The sequence below is a fragment of the Pseudomonas fluorescens genome (assembly GCF_040448305.1).
Classification (GTDB): Bacteria; Pseudomonadota; Gammaproteobacteria; order Pseudomonadales; family Pseudomonadaceae; genus Aquipseudomonas; species Aquipseudomonas fluorescens_BH.
The window spans coordinates 4469115-4486504 of the sequence record NZ_CP148752.1 but is presented as its reverse complement, the minus strand read 5'-3'; the positions used below and the strand labels follow the sequence as shown (position 1 = coordinate 4486504).

Here is a 17390-nt window from a genome sequence, read left to right as displayed (position 1 = left end):
TCTACACCTCGTGACGCAGATGAAAGGATTTGGCCCGGGTCAGGTGTTCGTAGCCCAATGGCGACAGAGTGACGCCGCGCCCGCTGTTCTTCACGCCGGTCCAGGCCAGTGCCGGGTCCAGGTAATCGCAGCGGTTCATGAATACGGTGCCGGTGGCGATCTCGTTGCCCAGGCGTTCAGCCGCGGCGAGGTCCTGGGTCCAGATGGAAGCGCTGAGCCCGAACTCACTGTCGTTCATCAAGGCGATGGCTTCTTCATCACTGGCCACCGGCATGATGCCGACCACCGGGCCAAAGCTTTCGTCGCGCATGACCGACATCTGATGGTTCACGTCCACCAGCACTTGCGGCGCGAGGTAGGCGCTGCCCGGTACGTCGGCGGGAAAGGACTTTGGATCGATCAGCGCTTTGGCGCCCTGGGCCAGCGCTTCGGCGATCTGGCCACGAACGAAGAATGCGGCGCCCGGCGTCACCAGCGGACCGAGGGTGGTGGCTTCGTCCAACGGGTTGCCCAGCACATACTGGCGGGTCAGTTCGGCGAAGCGCTCGACAAACACCGGGTAGATTTTCTGGTCGACGTAGATGCGTTCCACGGCGCAGCAACTCTGCCCGGAATTGAAGAAACTGCCGTCCACCAGATTTTCCACCGCATGCTCAAGGTTGGCGTCTGCCCGGACATAGGCCGGGTCTTTTCCGCCGAGCTCCAGGCCCATGCCGAGAAATTGTCCGCTGGCGGCGCTTTCCATGACTTTGCCAGCCTCCACGGAACCGGTGAAGTTCACTTGCTGCACGCGCCCGTCAGCAATGATCGCTCCGGTCGACACATGGTCGAGCAGCAGATTCTGGAACAACCCCTCGGGCAGTTTTGCGCGACGCATGGCCTCGGCAAAACGCTCGCCCACCAGCAGGGTTTGCGATGCATGTTTGAGGATCACACTGTTGCCGGCCATCAGCGCCGGGATGATTGTGTTCACCGCGGTCAGGTACGGGTAATTCCACGGAGCGACCACCAGCACCGTGCCCAGCGGCTCGCGTTTGATAAAGCGCCGGAAACCCGCCTTGGGCTCCGGCTCTATAGCGGCCAGGGCCTGCGGTGCGATAGCGATCATGTGCCGGGCGCGTTCGGCAAAACCGCGCAGTTCGCCGGCACCGTAACGCACCGGGCGGCCCATCTGCCAGGCCAGTTCCGGCACGATGTCCGCCTGCATCGACAGCATCGCGTCCACCGCAGCGCTGCAAAATGCCGCGCGTTCGCTCAGTGATCGACGTTGCCATGACGCCTGTGCGCTGGCAGCCGCCGTCAGCGCCAGCTCAATCTGCGCCGCATCGGCAAGATCGCGTTCGACGTACACCCGGCCATCGATCGGGGAGATCAGTTGCACCTTCGCAGTCATGATGTTCTCAGTAGCGCTCGAAACCGCGCTGCAATTCCCAGTCGGTGATTCGCCGGTCGTACTCCTTCTGCTCCCACTCGGCGGTGTGCACGTAATGGTCGACTACCTCATCACCGAATGCCTCGCGCAACATGCTTGAGGCCTTGAGGGCGGCGCTTGCCTCGCGCAGGGTCTTGGACACTTCCGGCAAATGCTCGTCGAGGTAGGCGTCGCCTTCGAATGGCGGCGCCAGATCGAGCTTCTCGTCGATACCTGCCAAACCCGCCGCGATCAACGCGGCGAAGGCCAGATAGGGGTTGAGGTCGGCGCCGCCGATGCGGCATTCGATGCGGATGGCCTTGCTGCCTTCGGCACACAGGCGAAAGCCGGCGGTGCGATTGTCGCGGCTCCAGACCGCCCGCGTCGGCGCAAAAGTGCCAGCCTGGAAGCGCTTGTAGGAGTTGATGTAGGGCGCGAGAAAACAGGTGATGTCGTTGGCGTACTTGAGCTGCCCGGCGACCCAGGCCCGCATCAGTTTCGACATGCCGAACTCGGCTTTCGCGTCGAAGAACAGCGGCTTCTTGGCGTTCTTGTCCCACAACGAATTATGGATGTGACTGCTGGAACCAGCGGCGTCGTAGCGCCACTTGGCCATGAAGGTGATCGCCTTGCCCTGCAACTGCGCGATCTCTTTGCAGGCGTGCTTGATGATGACGTGGTGGTCGGCCATGGTCATGGCGTCGGCGTAGCGGATGTTGATCTCTTCCTGCCCAGGGCCCCATTCACCCTTGGAGTTTTCCACGGGAATGCCCGAGGCCTGCAAGTGCTTGCGGATCGCCCGCAGCACCGGCTCTTCGCGGGTGGTCTGCAGGATGTTGTAGTCCTCGATGTAATGGCCGGCGGTTTTCGGTTTGTGATAGTTGCGCCGGTGGATCGCCTCGTAGCTCTCATCGAACAGATAGAACTCGAGTTCCGAGGCAAACATGCCGGTATAACCACGCTCGCGCAGGCGCTCGACCTGCTTTTTCAGAATCGCCCGCGGGCTGTGGGGCAGGTCCTGGCGATGGTGATGATCGAGCACGTCGCACAGCACCAGCGCCGTGCATTCAAGCCAGGGCACGCGCCGCAGGGTGGACATGTCGGGCTTGAGCACGAAATCGCCGTAACCCTTGCTCCAACTGGCCGCGGCGTAACCTGGCACCGGCTCCATGTCGATGTCATCGGCCAGCAGGTAGTTGCAGCAGTGGGTTTCTTCGTGGCCGCTGTCGATGAAAAACTCGACCTGGAAGCGCTTGCCGACCAGGCGTCCCTGCATGTCGACCATGCAGACCAGCACGGTATCGATTTCGCCAGCGGCAGCGGCGCGCTTGAGTGCATCAAAGCTGAGGAGGGGCTCGGTCATCACGGCAATCCTGCGTGAAAGGTTTGGGCCAGTCTGGGATAGCTGTTGCAGACGCTCTCCAGAAAAACCCAAAACCTGCAGAACCGAGCATCGTGAGCAACGAGTTGATCACAGCTTAGCCTACCTTGTAGGAGCGAGCTTGCTCCGGGCGGCGTTCCGACGATGGACTTGAAGATACCGCGTGTAATCAGAAAACCCGCGTCATCGTTGACGACCTTCGCGAGCAGGCTCGCTCCTACAGGGTAAGGTGGGTCGCCTTTACTCCGGCAACCCCGCCCGCCGCAGTCCATCGACGAAACGGGCGAAGTCCTCAGGCCGTTGAATGGGCAACCAGTCCTTGAGGGTGCACAGACGCAAGGAGGGGTCCAGCTTTTGCAGGCGCTGCATCGCCAGATTGGCTTTTTCCATTCGACCGCCGAGCGCATGACTGGCCGCCACCAATGCCGCTGCGACCAGCAGACTGGGCAAGTTGCCCAGCGCCTTTTCCGCCCAGTCCGCAGCGGCATCGAAGTGCCCGGCGAAGAAATGCGCGAGCGCCATCCCGACCTGCATCCTGAACATTTCCGGATCCAGCGGACTCAAGCGAACGGCATGGTTCAAATTCTCGATGGCGGCGTCTGTTTCGCCGTGCAGCGCCCGCAGGATACCGCCCAGGAACCAGGCGGGGGCGAGGTTGGGATTGAGCAGGCGCGCCCTGTCGAGCAGTGCAATGCCGGCGTCGACTTCGCCGGCGAGATGAGCAAGCGCATGTCCGCCCCGGGTCAACGCGACGGCATCGTCGCGGCCGAGGGACACCGCCAGACGCGCCAGCCGTATGCCCTCGGCGATTTCTGCTGGTCGATCGGTCATCCAGCCATTGAGCTTGCGCCAGAAGTGGCACCAGGCGGCCATGCCATAGGCCGAAGCAAATTCGGCATCGAGTTCGATGGCCTGGTAGAACATCGGCAGCGCCTGCTCGATGGCTTCCCGGCTGCCGCTGTGCAGTTTTGCCATGGCCCGCAGGTAGTAGTCGTAGGCGTCCAGGCTTTCCGTTGGCTTGCGTTTGGCGCGTTCGATTTCTGCCCGTTCCAGTTGCGGTGCGATGGCACCGACGACGCTTTCGGTGATTTGGTCCTGCAGCTCGAAGATGTCGTCGAGCAGGCCTTCGAAGCGCTCCGCCCAGATGTGCGTCCCGCTCGTCGCATCGATCAGTTGCCCGGTAATGCGCAGCCTGTTCCCGCACTTGCGCACGCTGCCTTCGAGCACGTAGCGAACGCCCAGCTCCTGGCCGACGCCTTGGGCGTCCACTATCCGGCCCTTGTAGGTAAAACTGGAATTGCGCGCGATGACGAACAGCCAGCGAATACGCGACAGGGCGGCGATGATGTCCTCCACGACGCCGTCAGCGAAATACTCCTGCTCCGGATCGCCGCTCAGGTTCTGGAACGGCAGGACGGTGATCGAGGGTTTGTCCGGCAGGACGAGCGTAGAGGAGGGGGTTGGTTTCGGGGCAGCGCTCGCGCGTTCATTGATATCAGGCTGTCGCGCTTCCCCGGTCATGGCGCCGTTGATCTGGCCAACGAAACGGTAGCCCTTGCGGGCGACGGTGCGCACCAGACGCTGCTCCTCACCGGTATCACCGATGGCCTTGCGTACCGCATTGATGTGGCTGGTGATCGTCGATTCCGAAACGATCCGGTCGCCCCACACCGCCTTGAGCAATTCGTCCTTGCCGACGACGCGATCGGGATTGTTGACGAACAACAGCAACAGGTCGAAGACCTGCGGTCCGACGGCCACGACCTGCCCGCGCAGGGTCAGCTCCCGGCGCTCCTGATCGAGTACGTAGTCTTCAAACGTGAATGGCAAGGTGAGCATCCCCTGGCGAAGCGCCCTCAACTCCGTGTCCCAGGCGGCTGGCGGTTGGTAACTGAGGCAGATGATACGGCAGCTCGACACCCGCTGCACCGTCTGCGGCAAGGGCGGCTGGACGAACACCATCGGCTTTGGACATAAATCCAAGCACACGCCAAGGCAAACCCAAGCCCGGCGCAAGGACTTGCCTGGTGCACGCAGGCAATCTCTCTACACCGACGCAATGGTTGCAGTCGACAAGTGGAGAAAAGTCATGAAGATCGTCGTCATCGGAGGTTCCGGCCTCATTGGATCGAAACTTGTGAATACCCTGCGCGAGCGCGGCCATGACGCGCTCGCCGCCAGCCCCAGCTCGGGCGTGAACAGCATCACCCGCGAAGGCCTGGCCGAAGCGATGGATGGTGCTGATGTGGTGGTCGACGTGGCGAACGCGCCGTCGTGGGAGGACCAGGCCGTTCTCGATTTCTTTGAAACCTCGAGCCGTAACCTGCTGGCCGCCGAAGCCGCCGCCGGGGTTCGTCATCATGTTGCCCTGTCGATTGTCGGCAGCGAACGGCTTCCCGATACCGGCTATTTCCGGGCCAAGGTCGCGCAGGAGGCCCTTATCAAGGCATCCAGCGTTCCCTACACCATTGTGCGTGCCACGCAGTTCTCCGAGTTTGCTGGTGGCATTGTCCAGTCGTTCGCCGTCGGCGAGGAAATTCATGCTTCGCCGGCGCTGATCCAGCCGATAGCGTCCGACGACGTGGTGGCGGCGTTGGCCGATGTCGTACTGGCTGCACCGCTCAATGGCACCGTTGAAGTCGGCGGCCCGGAAACCATGCCGATCGACGAACTGGCCAGGCGTTATCTGAGAGCGACCCAGGACAACCGCAAGGTCGTGCCGGACGTGCATGCGCGCTACTTCGGCGCCGTGCTCAACGATCAATCGCTGGTCACCGGCAAGAACGCACGCCTGGGGGCGATCCGCTTCGACGACTGGCTGGCCCGGTCGACGGCGCAGTAACGGATCGCACCTTCACATTTCCCTACCAATCCAGGAGAAATCCCATGGTTACCCGATTGCTAATGGCCGCTGTCTTCGCCGCGCTCTCGATCAGCGCCGCATCGGCCGCCGAGCCGCCCCACGGCAAGGTGACGGTGGTGTTCGACCGTCCCATCCCCAACATCCCTGGCAAGAGCATGAGGGGCGTGGTCGTCGAGTATGGGCCGGGTGCCGCGTCGCCGGCCCACACCCATCCAAAAACGGCCTTCATCTATGCAACGGTGCTGGAGGGCTCGTTTCGCATCGAGGTCAAAGGCGAACCGGAAAAGATCTACAACGTCGGTGAAAACTTCGTAGAGGAGCCGGGTTCCGTGCACCTGGTCAGCGCCAACGCCAGCGACACTCAACCTGCACGCCTGTTGGCGGTGTTCGTCCTCGACACCGACGAAAAGGTACTCGTAACACCTCTCAAGAAGTGAGCCGGGCAACGCGCTCATGAAGGCTCGACAGCCGGGCGGCAGACCCTGTCGCCCAGTGGCTGAGTCAGTTCTTGGCACTGAACAGGAAATGAAAAAATGAACTCGCTCCTGGACAAGGCCGCCATTGCCACCAGCGCAAGCGGCGGAACGCCTGTGGTCGTGGTGCGGCGAAGCAAGCGCAAGACCATCGGCCTGTTGCTGTGCATCGCGGCCTTGATGGTCATGGCGGTTTGGGGAGCCATGGCGTTTTCAAGTGGCGTGACCTCGACCGACAACGCCTATGTCCGCGGGGATGTCACCTCGCTCGCCGCCAAGGTGGCCGGCTATGTCACGGCGGTCGAGGCCCGGGACAACCAGACCGTGCGTGCCGGTGATGTGCTGTTTCGTATCGATGACCGCGACTATCGCGCCAAACTTGCGCAAGCCGAGGCCAATGTCAGCGCCGCCCAGGCGCGCCTGACCCATGTCGATGCGCAGATCCGGCTTCAGCATGCGCTGATCAGGCAGGCCGAAGCACAAAGGCGCTCGGCCACCGCCGACATGAGCCTGGCTGCCAAGACCCACGACCGCAGCCGTAAACTGATCGTCAGCAATGCGGTGAGCCAGGCCCAGGTCGATGAAACCGGCACGGCGCAATCCAGAGCCGTGGCCTCGGTTTCGGCCGCTTCGGCAACGGTCGAGGCGCAACAGCAACGCATCGCGGTGTTTGTGGCCGAGCGCGAGGCTGCAGTGGCCGCCGTGACGCAAGCACAGGCCGCGCGGGATCTCGCCCGGATCGATCTCGATCACACCGTGGTGCACGCACCTGTGGATGGCGTGGTCGGTAACCGTCAGGTTCGCCTCGGCCGCTTCGTCACGCCGGGCGTCTCCCTGCTCGATATCGTGCCGGTCAACGATGTGTGGGTGGTGGCGAACTTCAAGGAAACCCAGCTCGAATATATTCGCCCCGGTCAGCCCGTGCGCGTCACGGTCGATGGCTACCCCGATGCGGCACTGGAAGGCGTGGTCGACAGCTTTGCCCCGGGCAGTGGCTCGGCGTTCAGCCTGCTGCCGCCCGACAATGCCACCGGGAGCTTTGTGCGTGTCGTGCAGCGCGTGCCGGTGAAGATCCGCCTGGCCCACAATCCGCTGCCGGGGCGCATCGTGCCGGGCCTGTCCGCGCGGGTGGAAGTTGCGCAAGGGGCCGGCTCATGAACACCCTTGCCAGCGCCACGCCGAGCAGCATCAGAACCAGGACCGGCGTCCTGCTCATGGTGGGCATCGTGCTGGCGACGTTGACGGAAGCGATCGCCAGCACCGTGCTCGCCCTCGGCCGCGGCGACATCATCGGCGACACCTATGCCACGCCTGACGAGTTCGCCTGGCTGGACGTCGGCTACATCGCGCTCAAGCTGATCGGGTTTATGACCGCCCCTTGGTTGATGCAGCGGTTTTCTGCGCGCAACGTGCTCATCGGCGCCATCCTGGTCATGGGCCTGGCGTGCTGCATGGCTGCCGTTACCGCCCGGCTGGAGCTGCTGATCGCACTGCGCATCCTGCAAGGCTTCGCCGGCGGCACTTTACTGGTGGCGGGCCAGGCAATCATTTTTCGCAGCTATCCACGCGCCGTTCAGCCGATCCTGCAAGCTCTGTTCGCCATGGGCTCCGTGGTCGCGCCCGGTACCCTCGCACCAGCCCTTCAAGGGTGGTTGATCGACAGCCAGTCCTGGACCTGGATTTTCTTCAGCGTGGTGCCGCTGGCCCTGGCGGCGACAGGTCTCTTGCTCATCGCCGACCACCCCATGCCCGCCAAGGTCCGGCAACGTCCGTTTGACTGGCTCGGCTGTGCACTGATCGGTGCCGCGCTGTTGTGTTTCACCTATGTGCTCAGCCAGGGCAGCCGCTGGGACTGGTTCGAGGAGCCGCGCATTCTAGTGATGACGGTGATCGGCGGCGCCGCGCTGCTGGCCTTTCTCGGCCAACAGGTTTTGGCCAACGGCCGGGGGCTGCTCGATTTCAGCCTGTTCAAAACAAGCGATTTCACCTTTGCCTTTTGCGTCAGCTTCGTCGCCGGTGCCGCGCTGTTCGGCAGTGCGTACCTGATTCCGGCGTTTGCCCTGTCGGTACTGGCATTCACACCGACCGATGCCGGTCTGCTCCTGTTGCCCAGTGGCGGTTTTTTTGCCGGTTCGCTGCTCATCGCCGCCTATCTGTTCACCGTGCGCCGCGTGCCGCCGGTGGCGACCGTGCCCTTTGGCATCCTGCTGATCATGGCGGCGATGTGGATGCTGTCCGGCTCCACCAGTGAAAGCGGCAGCGACGACATGATGGCGGCCATCCTGTTGCGCGGCCTGGGCCTTGGCTTCCTGTTTCTGTCGATCACGCTGATCGCCTTTAGCCACCTCAACAGCCGCAACCTGGCCAGCGGCATCGGCCTGTTCAATACGGGGCGGCAACTGGGTGGCTTGATGGGCGTCGCGGGGCTACAGACCTTGATCGACCATCAGGTTGTCAGCAATGTCGTGGTCCTCGGCGCCAACGTCACCCCGGGGGGACACGCGCTCATCGAACGGCTGATGACCACAACCGCGATGCTGGCGGGGAAGGGCATGGATCAGTTGGCCGCTGGCCGGGCGGCCACGAGCCTGCTGGGCAAGGCGGTGTCAGGTCAGGCCACGGTGATAGCCTTCGATACGGCGTTCTTCGCCGTGGCCCTGCTGTTCGTCTTTGCCGCGCCCATCCTGGTTGGCATCAAGATTGGCCTCTCGCGATCCGCGAAAGTGCATGAACAACGGACACATTGATGACCCGCACGAAAAAGCCCGGCTGTTGAGGCCGGGCTTTTCGTTGAGTCCTGCGGTCAAGCATTGCATTCAGACAGCGCGGCTTTCGATCAGACGGTCCGAGCCACCTTCAGCGACGCGGTTTTGCAGCAGTGTGTCGGAACCGCCTTCAGCGACGCGGTTCTGCAGCAGCTTGTCGGAGCCGCCTTCGGCGACGCGGTTTTCCAGCAGGCGATCCGAACCACCTTCGGCCACACGATTCTCGATCAGGCGATCGGAACCACCCTCGGCCACACGGCTTTCAATCAGACGATCCGAGCCGCCTTCAGCGACCACAGGTTGAGCAGAGTTTGCGGCGAAAGCGTTAACTGCGAAAACCGAGAAAGCGATGCTGAGGAGGGTCTGGCGTTTCATGATGCTGTGCTCCGGGGTGCTTATGGGTTGGTATGGAGCAGATGTTACGCCGGGGATTTTTTAAGAGAACTTCATTGAAATGATGGTGACTATCGATGCAGTCAATGGATCGCATATCCCTGTGGGAGCGAGCTTGCTCGCGATGGCAGTTTCACATTCAACATATGTGTCGATTGACACACAGCTATCGCGAGCAAGCTCGCTCCCACAGGTTTTCATGTGCCTGACAACGGGGCTCAAGCCTCACTGATCTGACTGACACTGGTGATCTGCCCATTCCAGACCATCTCGTAATGCGCCGTCTGCACAATCGACGAAACCGGCCTCGGCGTCATCAACGCCCAGCAATGACTGCCCGGCATCCGCACCGAGTGATAACGCAACCCAGGACAACCGGCATCGCGCACCGCGCGCCCCAGCACACGGGAATGGCTGTAGTCGTCCGGCGCATACACCGGATCGCTCATCGGCAGGGCCGCGGCATCCATCATCCCTCCATCGCCAAAAGCACAAGCCAACCCACGAAACACAAAGCGCTCATAGTTCAGGCTCGGCACCCTCGACCAATACAGCGCCTGGTGATGCCGCACCTCGGCCAGCGCCGCTTCCATCGAATCCGCCAGGTACAACACCCCAAAACGCCCGTCACTGAAACGCGACCCCGCCGGGTTGACGTGGGTAAACGGCGCAATGGCGTAGGAGCAACCCGCAATACCGAACGGAATCTCGCTGCGCGCAATCAACTCAAGCTGACCCACCTCATTCTTCAGCCGCGGATTGGTCAGTGCCTGAATCTCGAACAACACCTCGAATTCATCCGCATCCGCCACATCATCAAACAACGCAATGGGCGGAAACTTCGAATTGACCAAGCGATAAGCCTGCAACGACTGACCGGCAAACACCGCCAGCTCACTCGCCATCACCATTGCGCACCCCGCAGCATGTCGATGCGGCGGAAGGTTTCATACAGCGAAATCATGTCGCCCTGGGCCATGATCTCCAGCGGCGAACGCCCGTTGAAAAACTCGTTGTCATTAGCCATCGAGGCAAAGCCGTACACGTTGTCCGGGTTGTCGAACACCAGCCGCAACGTCGCGTGAATGTTCAGCACGAAGCTGATGCGCTGCATCTGATCCGCATCCAGCGCCACCGCCCAATCCGGGTCACGCTGACGGGCGCGGGTATAGGTGCTGCGGGAAATACGCAGGATGCGACAGGCCTGCTCGCTGGTGGCTTTCCACTTTTCCAGAATGCTCACGGCGGCGCGCAGACCGGTGACGCATTGGTTTTTGCTGAAGGATTGGGCTTGGGCGGGGACGGCCATGTTCGTGTCCTTGGTTTGCATCTATAGATTCAAATGTAGATTTATTGAGTCTATAGAGCAATGTTGGTGCGACGGGTGGGCCTGGCGTGCCAATGCAATAGGGCAGCGATCTTGCTGAGGCTATGTGCTACTGAAACCGTCGATGCAGGTCTGGAAAAACATCCTGGGCAAACCAGGCGGGCAGGCCGGGGGTCACGACTCTGGATTTTGGCGTTCGGCTTTCTACCAGGCCGACTTTTACAAGCCTGGATAACTCGTCGATTGCCGGGCGCGGCGTCAGGCCGGTGAACGTCTTGATTTCATTGCGTGGCAAGCTGCCTTGGGTGATTAACGCGATGATCGCAGATGCACTTTCCGGACGGATACCTTGCTGTAGAAGTCTCTCGTTGTAGCGAAACGCGCGTATTACGCGCTCACGCAGTCGGGATGGGTCCACCGCGGCAATCATGTAGTCGACCTGGTCGTGACAAACCTGCAGCATGAACTCAATGAATTCGAAATAACGTCGCTGGGACAGTTGACCCCGTCCGTCCAAATCACCTTCTCGTGCGCGGTCGGCCATGGTCAGGGCGCTGTAGTAATCCTGATGCCGTCGTGCAAGGCCACGTGACAGTGACCAGAGGGTTGGCTCCAGCCCCAGATGTACCAACTGCAAATGGGTGATCAACCGTGCAACCCGACCATTCCCGTCGGTAAAGGGGTGAACCCAGGCGAGCCTATGGTGGTAGGCAAGCGAAGAAATCAGCTGGCGGCGAGGGTCCGTCTGCCGGCCAAACCCTGACTGAAGGTGTCGCAGCATCGCCTCGACAGCTGAAGCGTCCGGCGCATCATGATTGCCGACGATCACGTGTTGACCCGTGACCGACCGAAGTATGCCGGGCTGCATTATTGAGCCATCTGACAACGTACGTTCTGCGTCACTGGCTCCGCGAAAAAGCCGGTAATGCGCAGCGCTCACGAACTCGGGTGAGAACATGTCGCCCCAGGTAAAGGGGCCCCGCTGGCGCAACGTCCGCTCAAACAAGGCTTGTACCGCCATCTGTTCAACCGCCAGGCTTTTGAGCTGTTTACGATCTTTGACCGGCGCCGTTTGTGCTTTCTGCATATCGGCAGGCTCAGTGTATTGCCCTTCGATCAGGTTCGAGTAGTACGTATTGGTGATTTGCAGGAGACGGCCGAGTCGTGTGGCGGTTTCAGGCGATAGTCGCCCGGCTAAAAACTGGGTCTTTCTGGGCAACGCATCTGCAAGATCAATGATCGATGGGGGCAACGACTCCGGGAGAACCGGGTCTAGCCAGGATTTCGATGTGATTAAGGACATGGCAGTTCGTATCGTCAGAATTGTCTTCACATTTTATTTCACATAGATAATCGTTTAACAAGCCTTATTTTGTTGGGTTTTATGTGTGTTTGTGGGGATTTTTAACTGAGCTACCTTCACATTTTATTTCACAATTTTATTTGAAAAAAAACCAGGACTCTGAAGAGCCAATCGCCAGCGAATACAAATCGAGCGCCTATGAGGCGCTCGTGGTCAATTGCTTCGCTGCGGCGCCCTCAAGTAGCGTCTGCAACTTGCCTGGCCTGCGGGTTACCCGCCGTTTTCCCATTGGGAATAAACGCCGCACCCACGGCTGCATTACTGATGAAACATCCGCCCCAACGCATCCACCGCGACCCGCCGATGGCGCGATACAACAGTGTCAACAACACACTGATATCACCGCCCACCAGCAGCGCCTGCTTGAACGTGTCGTACCAGAACGCCAGGCCCATTGCGAAGACGAACATCAGCCAGATCAGGCCCGGCATGATGCGGTCGGCTTTGCGGTAATGGTCGAGGGAACGAGGGGGGGAAGGGCATGTACGCTTACTCCATGTATTCGAACCGGGAAAAAACCGGGCTAGGACTGATACCGGAAGAAAAGCCTGACACCGACCCTGTGGCGAGGGAGCAAACGCCCTCGCCACAGGATTTTTATCGCTTAAGCCATTGAGGCAAATCTGTTGCCGGCATGGTTGAGGTGTAATGGAGAAATCGTGGAGAGTGTAGCCATTAGCCATCAATCTTGGCAGGTACGACGTCGCTTGTGGAAAACAATGTCCGATATAGAGGCGAGTAATGCTGAATTGGCGGGGGGGGTACGACAGACTCCATTGCAAAGCCTGTCGTACCCCCGGGGTCATTACGACTTCTTCGGCGGATAGTTGCCGCGCAAGTCACCGGACTTCTTGCCGGTTTTGCCGGGCAGGTTTGGCACGACCGGACGGGATCTGGGCTGGGGGTTGGAGCGGCTTTGGGGTTGAGGTTGTTTGCTCATTGCTCGCCTCCTGAATTTCAGGGTTTCGCGAAGTGCTTTACTGATGAAGTTTAGCTAATTGACTGTGGGCTGCTTCGTTTGGCACTTGGGGAGTGCGTTGTGAGCGATGCCGATCAGGGTCAAATCAACGGCTGCAACTGAGTAAACAAGTGCTCTTGCCTTCAAAATACGTTGGCGGGGAAAAGGGGATGGTGTACCGGGCCGCGTCTATCTGCACCATAGACGCGGGCTCGCTGGCGCCGGCAGTTACTCTCGCACGTTCTGATACAGCATCAACCTTGAGGTTTCATGCATGGCGCGGGTCAACTGCATCAGGCGTTTGAACTCTTCAGGGTTTTGCTCGGCCACGTTGTCCAGGGGCGTCTTCGAGGCAAGGTCGTGGAGCGTTGGCGAGCTGCCGTCGTGCTCCATTTGCACCATGTAATGTTGAGTCACGCCGGCAATCAGCGGGAACGTTCCCTCACGCAATACCAGCGGTACCACGCGTTCACCCTCGGGCGCCGGCTGCTGGATATCACGACCCATACCGCTGTTGCGGAACTCAAGACCGGCCATGCCCGCCACGGTTGGCAGCAAGTCCACCAGGCCAACCGCCTCCTGGACCTTGCGTGTCCCGAGCAAGCCCGGGGCGTGGATGATCATCGGCACCGCATTGCTTTCCAGGCCCAGTTGCTCATAGGCCGGGGCCAGGAAAGGGATCTGGGCGATACGGGTGTTATGGTCGCCAAACAGCACAAAAATGGTGTTGTCGTAGTAGCCGCCAGCCTTGGCGATTTCCATCAAGCGGCCGATGTTGAAGTCCAGCAGGCGCACGGCGTTGTATTGCTCGACACTGCGCGATCCTGCGGCCTGGACTTCCTCGAGGGTAGGGTGCTTGACCTCGAATCCATCATTGGTCTTGGGAATGGTGAAGGGACGATGGTTGCCGGCAGTTTGTACATACGCAAAGAACGGTTTGTCCTTGGGCAGCGCCTGCAGGAGCTGGTCGGTTTCCTTGAACAGGTCCAGATCGGAAATGCCCCAGACATCCACCACCGGGGATTTCCAGTCCCGCTCTTCGTACAAGCGAACGCCGTCGATGCTTTGCCGAATCAAGGCATTCATATTGGCCCAGCCGGAGTTGCCGCCGATGGTGTAGATCTTCTCGTAGCCGGTGAAGGCATTGACCAGGGAGTTCTGCCGGGTGATCAGCGGGTTACGCGTCGCAGTCTCCTGACGCGTCACGTCAGGGACCCCGCTAATGCTGGCCCATACGGTTTTTGCGGTGCCCGTCACCGGCACATAGAAGTGCTCGAAGAACCAGCTCTGCGTGGCCAGGCGATCGATATTGGGGGTCGGATTGATCGGGTTGCCGTAAGCCCCGACGGCACTGGTGCCCAGGGATTCAAGCATGACGAACATCACGTTCGGCGGTCGTGATCCCGGTACTTTGTAGGGTTGTGGTGCCTGGTGGCGAACAAAATTGAGAGTTTGCGGATCGGGCTGGTCAACGCCCAGGTAGTTGGCCATGACTGAATAGTGCTCGCGCACCTGCGCTTCGTCATAGCGCGACTGGCCGACCTTGAGCGTGTCATAGAGGAATAACACCGGGTTGAGCCCCAGTGCGGCAGTCTGGTTATTGCCCGAGAAGAAGGCATCGCTCCAGCGCAATGGCACCGGGTTTTCCAGGTTCATGTTCTCGACACGGCCCAGGATGCCCAGCAATACCGCAATGACCATCAACGCACCGCCCCATGTGGCGGAGAGCGGGTGAATCGGTTTGCGAGGGCGGTCCAGCGTCACGCGTTCCAGGCGCACCAGGGCCAGTGTCGTCAACGCTACCGTTGCCAGCCAACCCAGAGAAATCCAGATGACCGGGTAGGTCTGCCAGACCATGTCACGGGATATCTGTGCATCCTCGATGAAGCGCAATACCGTGGCGTTGATCCTCACGCCCAAGTAAGCGTAATGCCCGAAATCGATGATGTAGATCAGCAGCAGGGCACCCAGGGACGCGAAGATATACAGGCGTGCGATCCAGCGCAGCAAGCGGCTTGTGGTGAGGTTCCAGCGAGGAATCCAGGCCAGCAAGGCCAGCGGCAGCATCACCAGGATGGCCAGGCGCAAATCGAAACGGAAACCGATGCCAAGGGTTTCCCGTACGGCCTCGTCGTTGGTCAGGGCATTAGCGTCGAAACCGGAATAGCCGAAAAAGAACATCACCCGTAGCAGGGCAAACAACGCAAACAGAATCGCTGTCGCGCCTAGCCAATAGTGCAAACGTCTCGATTGCAGCCAACCCATCCAAGTTCCCCTGTTAAATATGTCGTTGAAACTCAAGCGGATCTGGATACGTAACGCACTGAGCTGAATCGTTTGTTCAGGTAACCATACGTCCAGCGTGTGAAAAGCATCAGAAGTGCCGCGCAGCAAAACAGACCCAGTAGCGGATCAATCAGGTAATCCCAATAGTTTTGCGAAGGTTTTATCCCGGTGATGAAGGCCAGGGTCGCGCTGGCCAGCATCACGACGGCCAGGCTGTTGCGCAGGTAAAACAGGCCCAGTGTGAGCAGTGCGAAGAAAATCAACATCGGGCGCGGGCTGTATCCAAGCCGATAAGGATCCAGATCACTCAGACCAAGGGTTGCCGGGTACAGCACCAGGGCCAACAGGGCGAACATGATCAAAATGCAGGTTTTACCTTGCCGCGCAGGCGGCAGGAAGCCCAGCCGACGTAAACAGCCCCATGCCATGAACACCAGTGACGTGATCGCAAGGTCATCGATGTGGCTGCGCAAATACGTGGCCAACGACAACCCGTCCAGCGGTATGAAGCCGGCGGCCAGCAAGGCGGCAAGCAGAGCGATACGCCAGTTCCTGTTCAAACCGAAAGACGGCAGCACGAGGAAGATGATCATCGCGAAGCTGATATGGGCTTGCCAAAGGTTAATCATTTGAGTCGCTCGGACAGCCACGCATCGTTGAAAGCAACGTGCTTGATGAAAGTGTTGTTCCAGGAATAAACCAGGTGATACATGCCGTCCGGGCTGCGGATGAAATATGGATATTCATATTCAAACTCGCAGCCTCGGGGGTTACAGACACGCGTGTCGAGATTGTTCAGGAATTGCGCCTCCAGCGGCTGGCGGAGCGCTCCACTGGAACCGCGGAACTCCTTGCCTATGATTTTCTTGTAGGCCAGGGGTGAAAACGGCTCTCCTTCCGGGTCTGGTGATTTGTCCAGGTCACGCAACGAGCGCCAATCGTCCATTTTTTCGTCGGTACCATAGAGGCTCAGCTTGAAGCGCCCCTCTTGCAGGTCATTGAGCGCTACCAGCAACCCGTGCTCGGGGGTTGCGACGGCCGCCAGCGAGGAATTGGGGTTCGATGGCTCGAGCGGATAAGGTTCACTCCAGGTTTGTCCGGCATCTTCAGTGCGGGTCGCCAGAACACGGTGGTGGGTGTTGCCGGCATATCGCAACAAGGCGATGCCGCGCTGCCCATCCAGCGGTACCACTGTGGGTTGCAATGAGTTCTTGCCGTGGCTGATGCGGTATTTGTCGATCACATCACCGTCTGCGCTCAAGTAGAGGTATTCGGCAAACTTGCCCAGAAATTCGTGATAGACCGGTAAACCGATGGAGCCGTCGGCATGAAACACGGGGGCGGACCGGACCAGGGTGCTGATGTTCAGAAAGGGGGACGTGATCAGTTGGCGCGGAGCGGACCAATGTTCACCGAGGTCGTCGGAAACCATCACGTTGACTGCACTGCCGGCCCAGCCGCCCATGGACACGGATACGTAGAACAACCACAGGCGTTTATCCGGCGCCAGTGCAATTACCGGATTGCCCAGCTTGCGAATGTATCTTTGGGTGCCCTGTTGGGTCGAACTCCGAGTCGCCAATACCTGTTCAGCACCCCATTCGCCGGTTTTCGCGTCGAAGCGGGCGGAACGCACCTGCACATCGGCTGCGCCTTCGCGAGAGCCAGCAAACCAGGCTGTCATCAAGCTACCGTCAGGCAAGGCTGTTACGGCCGAGGAGTGCACGAAGTCCACCAGCCCGGACGAGGCGAAACGGCTGGTATAAATGGGCCTGGCCACTTGGTCGGTCACAGCCTTCACTGGATTCATCGCAAAGGACGAATGCGTGTGGGCAGGATTGAGTAACCAAGCGGTCACAAAGAGGCAAGACAGTGCGAGATAAACACCGAGGGCAGGAATACTAGGTAGTTTGATGCGCATTTGAGGCTAGGCATCTCTTGGCCCGATCGAGGGCCATAACTTATCACCTATAGTTGCAAGACCGGTTTTTTGCAAATGAGGTATTTGTAAGTAAATGTGTTTACGGTGTCGCCGCTGTTGAAAAAGTCGACCCGGTGAAGTGGGGAATTGATCGAATCCAGGCGTATATTGATAGTGTCGATCCAGACAGTTGAGGCGATAGTAAATCGTCGGTGGTGTGACAGGCGAGAGCGCTGGGGGAGCTAGATA

15 protein-coding genes and 1 pseudogene are annotated in these 17390 nt (G+C 59.9%); 4 read left to right on the top strand and 12 right to left on the bottom strand.

The window, feature by feature from the left end; translation table 11 throughout:
- Position 1: 1 nt before the first annotated feature.
- The 3 genes from WHX55_RS20360 to WHX55_RS20350 form a co-directional block, all read right to left on the bottom strand.
- Entirely contained in the window at positions 2 to 1393 is a 1392-nt protein-coding gene (locus WHX55_RS20360) for an aldehyde dehydrogenase family protein (RefSeq protein ID WP_353741173.1), read from the bottom strand.
- Between the two features lie 7 nt (positions 1394 to 1400).
- Complete coding sequence (locus tag WHX55_RS20355; RefSeq protein ID WP_150725998.1) at positions 1401 to 2774, bottom strand: glutamine synthetase family protein; 1374 nt, start codon at positions 2772 to 2774, stop codon at positions 1401 to 1403.
- A 258-nt stretch (positions 2775 to 3032) separates the two neighbouring features.
- On the bottom strand, positions 3033 to 4622 hold the full coding sequence (locus tag WHX55_RS20350) for a winged helix-turn-helix domain-containing tetratricopeptide repeat protein (protein ID WP_353741172.1): 1590 nt from the start codon (positions 4620 to 4622) through the stop codon (positions 3033 to 3035).
- A gap of 259 nt (positions 4623 to 4881) precedes the next feature.
- Between WHX55_RS20350 and WHX55_RS20345 the strand changes: the two genes are divergently transcribed.
- From WHX55_RS20345 to WHX55_RS20330, 4 genes are all read left to right on the top strand, one after another.
- Positions 4882 to 5634, top strand: a complete 753-nt coding sequence (locus WHX55_RS20345; RefSeq protein ID WP_150725999.1) for an SDR family oxidoreductase — start codon at positions 4882 to 4884, stop codon at positions 5632 to 5634.
- Positions 5635 to 5678: 44 nt separating this feature from the next.
- A complete protein-coding gene (locus WHX55_RS20340) occupies positions 5679 to 6092 on the top strand; it encodes a cupin domain-containing protein (RefSeq protein WP_150726000.1) in 414 nt (137 codons plus the stop codon).
- A 96-nt stretch (positions 6093 to 6188) separates the two neighbouring features.
- Positions 6189 to 7286 carry an HlyD family secretion protein gene (locus tag WHX55_RS20335; protein ID WP_353741171.1) on the top strand — a complete coding sequence of 366 codons (1098 nt, stop codon included), beginning with the start codon at positions 6189 to 6191 and terminating at the stop codon, positions 7284 to 7286.
- Positions 7283 to 8875 carry a DHA2 family efflux MFS transporter permease subunit gene (locus WHX55_RS20330; RefSeq protein ID WP_353741170.1) on the top strand — a complete coding sequence of 531 codons (1593 nt, stop codon included), beginning with the start codon at positions 7283 to 7285 and terminating at the stop codon, positions 8873 to 8875. Before WHX55_RS20335 ends, WHX55_RS20330 begins: the two co-directional genes overlap by 4 nt.
- A gap of 69 nt (positions 8876 to 8944) precedes the next feature.
- On the opposite strand, the gene WHX55_RS20325 is transcribed toward WHX55_RS20330, so the two are convergent.
- From WHX55_RS20325 to WHX55_RS20285, 9 genes and pseudogenes are all read right to left on the bottom strand, one after another.
- Positions 8945 to 9268 (bottom strand): hypothetical protein, encoded by a 324-nt coding sequence (locus tag WHX55_RS20325; protein WP_150759378.1) that lies wholly within the window; start codon positions 9266 to 9268, stop codon positions 8945 to 8947.
- Positions 9269 to 9504: 236 nt separating this feature from the next.
- Positions 9505 to 10197: an RES family NAD+ phosphorylase gene (locus WHX55_RS20320; RefSeq protein WP_353741169.1), complete on the bottom strand. Its 693-nt coding sequence runs from the start codon at positions 10195 to 10197 to the stop codon at positions 9505 to 9507.
- Entirely contained in the window at positions 10191 to 10595 is a 405-nt protein-coding gene (locus WHX55_RS20315; RefSeq protein ID WP_150726005.1) for an antitoxin Xre-like helix-turn-helix domain-containing protein, read from the bottom strand. The genes WHX55_RS20320 and WHX55_RS20315 overlap by 7 nt, the downstream gene beginning before the upstream one ends.
- Positions 10596 to 10722: 127 nt before the next feature.
- Positions 10723 to 11916 (bottom strand): Fic family protein, encoded by a 1194-nt coding sequence (locus tag WHX55_RS20310; RefSeq protein ID WP_353741168.1) that lies wholly within the window; start codon positions 11914 to 11916, stop codon positions 10723 to 10725.
- Between the two features lie 341 nt (positions 11917 to 12257).
- Positions 12258 to 12407, bottom strand: a pseudogene (locus tag WHX55_RS20305) (methyl-accepting chemotaxis protein); the annotation flags it as partial.
- 374 nt (positions 12408 to 12781) lie between these two features.
- Positions 12782 to 12916 carry a hypothetical protein gene (locus WHX55_RS20300; RefSeq protein ID WP_257605575.1) on the bottom strand — a complete coding sequence of 45 codons (135 nt, stop codon included), beginning with the start codon at positions 12914 to 12916 and terminating at the stop codon, positions 12782 to 12784.
- Between the two features lie 246 nt (positions 12917 to 13162).
- The gene (locus WHX55_RS20295; RefSeq protein ID WP_353741167.1) at positions 13163 to 15199 is read right to left on the bottom strand and encodes a sulfatase-like hydrolase/transferase; all 2037 of its coding nucleotides are present in this window, start codon (positions 15197 to 15199) and stop codon (positions 13163 to 13165) included.
- Positions 15200 to 15231: 32 nt separating this feature from the next.
- A complete protein-coding gene (locus tag WHX55_RS20290; RefSeq protein ID WP_150759382.1) occupies positions 15232 to 15849 on the bottom strand; it encodes a hypothetical protein in 618 nt (205 codons plus the stop codon).
- Positions 15846 to 17141 (bottom strand): sialidase family protein, encoded by a 1296-nt coding sequence (locus tag WHX55_RS20285; protein ID WP_150726009.1) that lies wholly within the window; start codon positions 17139 to 17141, stop codon positions 15846 to 15848. The genes WHX55_RS20290 and WHX55_RS20285 overlap by 4 nt, the downstream gene beginning before the upstream one ends.
- Between the last annotated feature and the right edge of the window lie 249 nt (positions 17142 to 17390).

Excerpts from the sequence above, each read along its gene's own strand:
- WHX55_RS20360 (WP_353741173.1), bottom strand. The coding sequence starts at position 1,393 with ATGACTGCGAAGGTGCAACTGATCTCCCCGATCGATGGCCGGGTGTAC.
- WHX55_RS20355 (WP_150725998.1), bottom strand. The coding sequence starts at position 2,774 with ATGACCGAGCCCCTCCTCAGCTTTGATGCACTCAAGCGCGCCGCTGCC.
- WHX55_RS20345 (WP_150725999.1), top strand. The coding sequence starts at position 4,882 with ATGAAGATCGTCGTCATCGGAGGTTCCGGCCTCATTGGATCGAAACTT.
- WHX55_RS20340 (WP_150726000.1), top strand. The coding sequence starts at position 5,679 with ATGGTTACCCGATTGCTAATGGCCGCTGTCTTCGCCGCGCTCTCGATC.
- WHX55_RS20335 (WP_353741171.1), top strand. The coding sequence starts at position 6,189 with ATGAACTCGCTCCTGGACAAGGCCGCCATTGCCACCAGCGCAAGCGGC.
- WHX55_RS20330 (WP_353741170.1), top strand. The coding sequence starts at position 7,283 with ATGAACACCCTTGCCAGCGCCACGCCGAGCAGCATCAGAACCAGGACC.
- WHX55_RS20325 (WP_150759378.1), bottom strand. The coding sequence starts at position 9,268 with ATGAAACGCCAGACCCTCCTCAGCATCGCTTTCTCGGTTTTCGCAGTT.
- WHX55_RS20320 (WP_353741169.1), bottom strand. The coding sequence starts at position 10,197 with ATGGTGATGGCGAGTGAGCTGGCGGTGTTTGCCGGTCAGTCGTTGCAG.
- WHX55_RS20315 (WP_150726005.1), bottom strand. The coding sequence starts at position 10,595 with ATGGCCGTCCCCGCCCAAGCCCAATCCTTCAGCAAAAACCAATGCGTC.
- WHX55_RS20310 (WP_353741168.1), bottom strand. The coding sequence starts at position 11,916 with ATGTCCTTAATCACATCGAAATCCTGGCTAGACCCGGTTCTCCCGGAG.
- WHX55_RS20300 (WP_257605575.1), bottom strand. The coding sequence starts at position 12,916 with ATGAGCAAACAACCTCAACCCCAAAGCCGCTCCAACCCCCAGCCCAGA.
- WHX55_RS20295 (WP_353741167.1), bottom strand. The coding sequence starts at position 15,199 with ATGGGTTGGCTGCAATCGAGACGTTTGCACTATTGGCTAGGCGCGACA.
- WHX55_RS20290 (WP_150759382.1), bottom strand. The coding sequence starts at position 15,849 with ATGATTAACCTTTGGCAAGCCCATATCAGCTTCGCGATGATCATCTTC.
- WHX55_RS20285 (WP_150726009.1), bottom strand. The coding sequence starts at position 17,141 with ATGCGCATCAAACTACCTAGTATTCCTGCCCTCGGTGTTTATCTCGCA.